The organism is Mesorhizobium sp. M0244 (assembly GCF_040321795.1).
Lineage (GTDB): Bacteria > Pseudomonadota > Alphaproteobacteria > Rhizobiales > Rhizobiaceae > Mesorhizobium.
Genome location: NZ_JAMYSE010000157.1, coordinates 1 through 7,998, shown reverse-complemented (window position 1 = coordinate 7,998; position 7,998 = coordinate 1). Strand labels below are relative to the sequence as shown.

The 7,998-nt window shown below is 60.2% G+C and carries 8 protein-coding genes and 3 pseudogenes; 2 read left to right on the top strand and 9 right to left on the bottom strand.

What is annotated here, in order from left to right; translation table 11 throughout:
* From NKJ08_RS37560 to NKJ08_RS37520, 9 genes and pseudogenes are all read right to left on the bottom strand, one after another.
* On the bottom strand, positions 1-278 hold a 278-nt coding region (locus NKJ08_RS37560; RefSeq protein WP_352786222.1), incomplete at its 3' end, for a GntR family transcriptional regulator.
* 179 nt (positions 279-457) lie between these two features.
* The gene (locus NKJ08_RS37555; protein WP_352786218.1) at positions 458-838 is read right to left on the bottom strand and encodes a hypothetical protein; all 381 of its coding nucleotides are present in this window, start codon (positions 836-838) and stop codon (positions 458-460) included.
* Positions 839-974: 136 nt separating this feature from the next.
* The gene (locus NKJ08_RS37550) at positions 975-1,250 is read right to left on the bottom strand and encodes a recombinase family protein (protein WP_352786220.1); all 276 of its coding nucleotides are present in this window, start codon (positions 1,248-1,250) and stop codon (positions 975-977) included.
* 62 nt (positions 1,251-1,312) lie between these two features.
* Positions 1,313-1,969 carry a recombinase family protein gene (locus tag NKJ08_RS37545; RefSeq protein WP_352786216.1) on the bottom strand — a complete coding sequence of 219 codons (657 nt, stop codon included), beginning with the start codon at positions 1,967-1,969 and terminating at the stop codon, positions 1,313-1,315.
* Entirely contained in the window at positions 1,959-2,156 is a 198-nt protein-coding gene (locus tag NKJ08_RS37540) for a hypothetical protein (protein WP_352786214.1), read from the bottom strand. Before NKJ08_RS37540 ends, NKJ08_RS37545 begins: the two co-directional genes overlap by 11 nt.
* Before the next feature lie 266 nt (positions 2,157-2,422).
* A pseudogene (locus tag NKJ08_RS37535) lies at positions 2,423-3,551 on the bottom strand (IS3 family transposase).
* A gap of 222 nt (positions 3,552-3,773) precedes the next feature.
* A pseudogene (locus NKJ08_RS37530) lies at positions 3,774-3,989 on the bottom strand (IS6 family transposase); the annotation flags it as partial.
* A 241-nt stretch (positions 3,990-4,230) separates the two neighbouring features.
* Positions 4,231-4,725, bottom strand: a complete 495-nt coding sequence (locus NKJ08_RS37525; RefSeq protein ID WP_352786213.1) for a hypothetical protein — start codon at positions 4,723-4,725, stop codon at positions 4,231-4,233.
* A 13-nt stretch (positions 4,726-4,738) separates the two neighbouring features.
* The gene (locus tag NKJ08_RS37520) at positions 4,739-6,181 is read right to left on the bottom strand and encodes a GMC oxidoreductase (RefSeq protein WP_352786211.1); all 1,443 of its coding nucleotides are present in this window, start codon (positions 6,179-6,181) and stop codon (positions 4,739-4,741) included.
* A gap of 1,041 nt (positions 6,182-7,222) precedes the next feature.
* Here NKJ08_RS37520 and NKJ08_RS37515 point away from each other — a divergent pair.
* Both NKJ08_RS37515 and NKJ08_RS37510 read left to right on the top strand, forming a co-directional pair.
* A pseudogene (locus NKJ08_RS37515) lies at positions 7,223-7,460 on the top strand (Tn3 family transposase); the annotation flags it as partial.
* 156 nt (positions 7,461-7,616) lie between these two features.
* Positions 7,617-7,998, top strand: a 382-nt coding sequence (locus tag NKJ08_RS37510) for a site-specific integrase (RefSeq protein ID WP_352786210.1), incomplete at its 3' end; no start/stop codon positions are given.

Below are 7,998 nucleotides of genomic sequence, written 5' to 3'. Positions count from 1 at the left end.
AAAGCCTCAGGCAGATTTTTAACAGTCTCTCCATCGCCATCGTGGCCCCCTGAGCCTGTCACTGGCGTGGGCAAACCGACGACATAGAAACCTGACCGGGGCCGGGCCTCGCAAACACCCTCAGCCTCCAGGAGCTCGTACGCATGATGCACCGTCATTGGGCTGTAACCGGTATCCTCGCTTAACTGCCGGACAGACGGCAGGCGATCACCGACCCTCAGAGTCCCCGTGCGAATGCGGCGCTTTATGAGGTCAACGACAAATTCGTAGCGGCGCATGGCCGATGTTTGGGGACCATGAGTCATAGGATTGGACTTCCTATCGCAACTGGCACCTGCTGTGTCTGCACAAGAAAGCCGTTCCACCGTTAGACGAACAATGGGTCGCAGTCAGATTGTTGCAGCACTTGAGCCCTCTGCACCGCCGTAGACCCATCAATATTAATCCTTTCTGACCGTTAAAATGCACAAAAGCCACCAATTCCGCGGAGCACAGTTTCTGGCGAGGAGGCGCTTCGAGGTTTGGAGACTGGGCCGTCTGTGTGGCCGGCTCCCATTGGGTGATCCAGAGCCGCTCCCGTGTCCAGCGATTGCAGTGTCCAGCGATTGCCGTGGCCGGTCACCAGGCCGTTCCGGTTGAGGATGCCGGCAATCAGGTCACCATTGGCGATGAGAACCAGTTGCCGGACGGCGGCCAGGATGTCGGCCGAAGTGCTGTTGCGCTGTCCGCGCCGCCTCCTCGGCAGGCGCAGTACGCCGCCAATCCAATGGATCAGGAGAACGATCTTTGACGCTTCTTCATCGATATCGGCGACCACCTCGTGGATGACGATGCGCACGATGCGCTTCTTGAGCCCCGCGTCGGTCGTCGGCGCCGACCAGACAGTCTTGAGATCGGGGGCGAGCGCGGCGGCGTGTATTGGCGACAGAATTGATGGTTCCAATGTCGAGCCATCATGCGCGGCAATACGAATCTCATCCTAATCGCCGCGCCGCAGCGAGCAGAGCGTCGCCATGCTTGGGCGCTCCGTGATGCCGGCTCGTGGGCACGTTGTCGCTCACCATCTTGCGGATCGCCTCCGCCCGCTCCCAACTGACATAACCCTCATGGACATCCGGGATCAGAGCCAGCCACTCGGCTCGCGCCTTACGGCGGCTCCTGGGTCGGATCACTCCCGCTGCATCATATCCTGTCGCGACACGACTCTTACCACAGGCGTAGGCGCCGCCGCAGATCGGGTTCTCGATCATCCGGTGGATGGTCGCATAATTTGGCCGACGCCAGGCCACGTCACCGTTGTTGCGCTTGGCTGTCAAATCCAGCGATGCTCAAGGAACCAGAGCAGGGCCTGCCGGGCGCTGCCGAGTTCGGCCACCTTGTCGAAGACGAGAATGATGGCGTCCTGGACACGGCGATCGGGATCCTTCTCAAGCCTGTCGCCGACCTTCACGAAGCCGACCGGGGCCGTGACAATGAGCTCGCCGCGCCGGGCCTTCTCGTAGCGTGCCGACAGTGAACGCTGACGCAGAAGATCGAGTTCGTACTCGTTGAGGCTGCCCTTCAATCCCAGCAGCAGCCGGTCATTAGCCTGACGCGGCGCATAGACCGTCTCCTGATCGACCAGCACGGTATCGACGACGCGGCACATCTCGATGAGCTGCTGCCAGTCACGGCTGTTGCGGGCGAAGCGCGATACTTCCCGCGCCGCGACCGCACCGACCTTGCCGAGGCAGACTTCGGCTACCATTCGGTCGAATCCGGCACGTGTGACGCCGCCGGCCACCGAGCGACCGAGATCTTCGTCGACCGTCTTGATGCGAGACCAGCCAAGCGCCGTCAGGCGATCGCGCATCGCATATTGCAGGGCGCTGCTCTCACGATTGTGGAGGACCTGATGGGCCGAGGATTGCCGAACATACAGGATCGTCTTGCGCTCCAGATGGTGCGGCCTGATCTTCTCAGACATCATGGCGCGCCACCTGTCGTTCCAGAGCGAGGTCGCCGTCGGCGTGGTCGAGGATCAGGCGGACCATCAGCTTCGTCAGCGTCCGGCGCGTCTCGGCGGGCAGCGTCTGCCATTGCGGCGTCCGCGGCGTCTCGACATCGTGCGGGTTGGAGAACAGATCGAACTGATACGTGGTGAGCTGGCGCGGCATGGACATCTCCCCGATTCGCGTCGTGAGAGCCCAATGCTGCGCTCGAATCTCGCATTTGCGATGGGGTGCCCGAAGCGGGTGCTACATGCTACAGCAGCGTCGCCAACGCGCGTAGCGCAGCAATATCGACATGGGGAGCGGCGCCAACCTGCCGAGCGGCACTAGCCGCCCGATCAAACATTCAGGCTGGAATCTCCAGCCACCGATCGGATCCCCGACCAGAGAGGCTGCAACGGAAAATCTCTCTACCAGCCTTCTCGACCACCTCATGAATATGGACCAGGCTCCCGGCCCAAGGATGCCACGGGTAAAAAAGCTCGTGCTCCGCGATCCCGTGGGCGTTCTGTCGTCGTGTTGTCGTGCTGACGCCATCCTTCGATGACAACCCTGGCCTCCTCCAGCGTGTAGAAAATCTCGCCATTGAGCAGCTCGTCGCGGAACTTCGAATTGAAGCTCTCGCAATAGCCGTTCTCCCAAGGACTGCCGGGCATGATGTAGGCCGTCCTTGCTCCGACAGCGGCCATCCACTCGCGCACCGCCTTTGCAACGAACTCTGGGCCGTTGTCGGAACGAATATGGCCGGGCACGCCGCGCAGGATGAACAGGTCCGAGAGTGTGTCGATCACGTCAACGGCCTTCAGCTTCCGTCCGATCCTGATCGTCAGGCATTCTCGAGTGAACTCGTCGATGATGTTGAGCATGCGGAAGCCCCTTCCGTTGTGGGTGCGGTCCTGGACGAAGTCGTAGGACCAGACATGGTTGGGATGTTCCGGCCGAAGTCGGATGCAGGAGTTCTCGTTGCACCATAGCCGACCGCGCCTGGGCTGCTTGTGCGGAACCTTCAGCCCCTCGCGTCGCCAGATCCTCTCGACCCGCTTGCGGTTCACCACCCAGCCGGCTCGATGCAACATCGCCGTGATGCGACGATAGCCGTAGCGGCCACACTGAGTGGCGAGCGCGATGATGTCGGCCGTCAGCGCCGCTTCATTGTCAGGTCTCGTGGGGATCTTGCGCTGCGTCGATCGATGCTGGCCCAGAACCAGGCAGGCCCGTCGCTCGGACACCCCTAGTTCGGCAACCACATGATCCACACAGGCACGGCGACGCGCGGGGCTTAGTAGTTTCCCCGTGCAGCCTCGGCCAGGATCATCTTGTCCAGCGTCAGATCCGAGATCGCGCGCCGGAGCCTGGTGTTCTCGGCCTCAAGCTCTTTCAGCCGCTTCACCTGGTCGTGCCTTTCAGGCCACCATATTCCTGGCGCCACCGGTAATAGGTAACTTCCGTCACGCCTATCGACCGAACCGCTTCCGCGACCGGACGCCCCTGCGATGTCAGCACGTCAACCTGACGCAGCTTCGCAACAATCTCTTCTGCTGTGTGCCGTTTCCCGGCCATCTCTGCACTCCTCAACCGGCTCAAAGCCGTACCTAATTGAGGACCACTTCAATGGGGCAGACCAATCGCCGGGACCCCGCATAACCAGGCCTGTGCCTATTTCTACTATAACGATCCCAGAAGTGATCTCGACCGGGCTCCGGAACCGGCGAAGCCTCGGGAGCCATCTTCGGCTCCGTCGTAATCGCCAGTGGCACAAAGGCGGGTTCGACAGGCCCGTTACATCCACTGGCCGCGGACCTTAATGTAGTTCTCTTCGACATGCCATTTGCCGGATGCCATTTGCCGGTCATGCTGTCATGCTACGCTTGCGCCGATTGAACCGCTCGAGAAACAAGCCATCATCTCCTCAAGATCACGCAGGCTCAGATTGTAGGCCAGGTACCAGCGCACGCAAAGCAGGATCGCGGACTGGTCGAACTGACGACCTTTGAAAATTGCAACCTTCCGAAAAGGATCGAAGGCTGTTTGCCCAGCGCTGGTAATCAAAAGGTTATAACAGATCCCAATTTCCTGGGGCACAAATTTTGGGCGAGGGGCTACTTCGTTTCGACCGTCGAGCGGGACGAGGAGATGTTCCGCGCCTACACAGAAACCAGGAATTGGCCGACAAGCAGTTGGACCAGATGCAACTGAGGCTCGTATCCTCCTAACCTCCAATCATCTGTTCTAGAATCCTTTATAACCGCCTATGGCGATTGCCCTCCAAACCCCCAGCTCTGCTGGGGTTATTGGCTGTTTCGATAATCGCAAACGGGTTGGCGCATGGTTCCGGGCCCGTGAAACGGATCGGATCGCCTGGTGATTGACGCCAGGGATAGTCGGTCAAAAGGTAGAAGTCCGCGAGCAGCCAGCGCTCGAAATGCTCCAGCTGCTGCGCACGGTCGCCGGGTAGGATGGGACGGGCGGCGGATGCAAGCCTGAGCTTCTCCAGAAGCGCGGAAACGTCCGCTAAGTTTTCGGTCGGAAAGGTGGTCGGACGCTGGGCGCGGAACTCCTGGGTGAACGACCGGAGTTCGTTCTCAGCCATGTTCAGGGGTCCAAGATGGCGCTCAAGTACCATGCGGACCAGGTCCTCGTGGGCGAAGGAGCGCACCGAAGCGTATGCGAGAGCGATAGAGGCCACACCGCCTCCCAAAAGCCCAAGCACTACGCGTCTCGAAATCGTGATCATGCCGGATCCCTCCTTACGCGATGCGGCTCGCTGCCCTGAGAGAGAGGGCGGCAGCAGTCAGGCTGGGATTGGCGCACGAACAACTCGGATAGGTGCTGCTACCCACGACGACGAGATTCCTCAGTTTATGGTGGATCATGTTCCGGTCGACGACAGAATCCGTGACATCCCTGCCCATTCGCAGCGTCCCTTGAACATGCGATTCGGTTTTCGCTTGCCCTCGGTCGAATATCTCCTGCACCGGCAGTGGCCGAAGCAGCTCACCGAGCCGCTGCTTGGCCTGCGCCATGCCCTCCACGGCATAATCGGAAGGCCCCGCGTAAACGACGTGGGCGTTCTCGTTCTCGTCGAGCGTGACATGGTTCTCCGGCTTGAGGAGGTCTTCAGTCACGACTCTCAGCGGCAGGGTCTGCCGGAGCCGTCCCGGTTCGGGACGCAACCCGTACGACCACTGGTTCTCGAAATAGACAAGTGCAGCGGCGTAGTCCGACCGGTGTGGTCCGTCGTACAGGCCGAAATTCAGCCCGGTTGTGATCGTCGAGCCGCCGAAATTGTCGATCCCGTCGAGATAGGCCTCGAAATTCCAACCAAAGCCTTCGTGCAATCCACGTCCTACCCACTCGCCGTCGAGATCCGATCGCAGCACTATCGCCGGACTCTGAATGGCGTTCGCCCCCAGGACGAACAGATCCGCCGTGACCTGGAACTCCTTGTCCTCATTCACGAATGTAACCGACTGAACAGATCCGCCGGCGTACTCCAGCCGGCGCACCTCTGAATTAAGGCACACCGCAACATCGGGAGGTTCGAAGAGATGCATGAAGCCGTTATTGGCGGTGAATTTCGCGTCGACTGGACACAGCCAGCACCGGAAGGAGGCGCAGCAGGCGGAGCGCTGTTCCGTCGCGATGCGTGCGCGCGCAGCCGGCATAACGAAATGCTGGCCGGGCTGCGCCGCTTTCATCATCCGGTCCGGCGCCGACATGCGATGAGGCGGCTGAGGGAAAGGCCTGGAACGCGGCATGACCGCGGCCATGTCGGGATCGCCGGAAATCGACATAATCGCCTCGGCCGTGCAGTAAAAAGGCTCCAGATCGTCATAGCTGACCGGCCAATCGAGACCGATGCCGTAGAGGCTTTTCAGCCTGAAATCATTTGGATGAAAGCGCGGCGTCTGCGCAAACCAGCAGTTCGTTCCGCCCCCCAGGCCGATGGTGTAGACCCACGGCTTGCTGGAGTTGCTGGAATAGGTACGGTCAACCTGGACGTTGCTGTTTGAGCCGTGCTCAAGTTGCCAATCATGGGTGTTGTGGCGCCCCCATTCGAGGACGAGAACGCGCGCTTTTCTTCTCCTGGAGAACTCGTGCAAGAAGAAGGCTGAACCGAAGCCGGAGCCGATCACGACTAGATCATAGTGCTCGCCGGCGACCTGTTGGGCTCGGATGTCAAGTACCATTTATGGCCTCCTCGGCCGCTGACCCCTGCAGCTGACGCCGATGACGGTGCGATCGGGCTACCTGCAGGTCAGCGAGACAATTTCAATGTTGCATCGCACTGTTACGCACCGCAAAATGAGTTTGCCACTACCCCGTTGGGTAGTTAGGCAACACTTCTTGCCGCGACCTCTCCAGTCTTCAAAAATCGTGCCGATTGCCAATGAGATCTGAACTTCCTTCCCTCGTTATTTCAATAGGTTACGCGAACGGCTTGGTTCTGGTAGGTGGGTTGATGTTGTCATACACACGACAAATCGGCAGATGCACTCCGGCCGAGCGGAGTTCCTGAAACTACCGGAGAGTGTCCGGCTCCATTCGGGAGGCAGGCTAGTGGAAGGAGCTGCCCCAGCAATCACGGATGGTTTCCTGATCATCGGGGCCTTGCATTTAAACGATGGGCCGTGATGCCCGGTTCGGCGCGAAACGAATCGAAGGCCGCGCTTTGCGCCGACGCGGTCTGAAATATGAATTTCAGTTCCCCGGCCCCACCGGCGAAGGCCGTCGAAGCTGCTTTGAAGCTCGCGTAAGGCTACAGGACGGCACAACACAATTCATTCACCAACGGATATCATGGGGTGAGGTTGGGCACGCTTGCGATAACGGGCAATCGACACGATCGGGGAGCAGCGGGTCTGCCGTAAGCCGCTGCAGGTTTATGCCTTACGACGGGTATTGGGGAGCCGAAAGGACACCTCAGAGTATTACAAGGTGGCGTCGATCTGCCGCAGCCATCACGGTCAATGCCGGCTCGTAGTAAGCGCTGCCATCGTCGTCGTGGCGATTGGCGTGACGCGCGAGGCCGTCCGCTTAATCGCCCTTGCCGATCGCGTAACAGCGGTAACGCTGGCGATAGTCGGCGGTCGGGTCTGGCGTCAGCGGCGTGGGCGCCGCCAAGAAGAAGACGGCACCGGGCGAGCTTGGCGACACGGTGGCCGTTGGCGAGGAGGCCGTATGGCGGATGCGATGGAATCCGTCTGGGAAGCGCCGGATGAACTCGTTGGCGCTTATGGGACAACGGAACGACCGCGTCCTCCGACGGACAGTTCTTTCGTGCGAGCGACCGAGCGGCAAAACGTGGCGACATCAACATGCACTATGGCAGCGAACCGGGAGCCAAGTTCCAGCGATCTGTCAGATCAATGCGGCTACCATCAGCCCAACTGAAAGCGAGGCCGCCTATGTGCTCGATAGGCTATCGATCAGGACGCGATCCATTTCACCGACACAGGCAGTGCCAGCGTTATATGGACACTTGGAGAATCCGACTGCGCCGACGTGCTATGTAGCATTGGTTTTCTGTCTAGGAGGGGAATCAATGCTCTTTTGTGCGGCGCGCTTCGGGGGCCACACCGACCATCGAATTGGTTGACGACGGGGGGCAGCCCGATCGCGGTTGTGGCCGATTATCTCGCTTACCTGGCAGCACCGGGTTGGTCGCCTACTACCGCGACGGCCTATGCGCATGATCTGCGGCATTTTTGGCCGTTTCTAAGCCAGGCGCAGCTCGCTTGGGAAGCTGTGAGCGGTGCCGATGCGATCGGCTTCCTGGCACACCTGCGCACGGTTTCGTCCCGCGCTCGCGCGATCCGGCGCGGTCCAGTCGGGGTTTTTGCCCGATGGTCGGATTGGCCTCTCGCCTGCCACGATCAATCGCGCTCTCGCCGCCGTCTCGTCTTTTTCGGAAGCGCCTCGCCGATCACCTATGGGTTTGGGCTTGATGTTTTCCGGAATCGCCAGGGCATGAGTTCCTCGATCTGGCTCTGTGGATGGCCGTTGA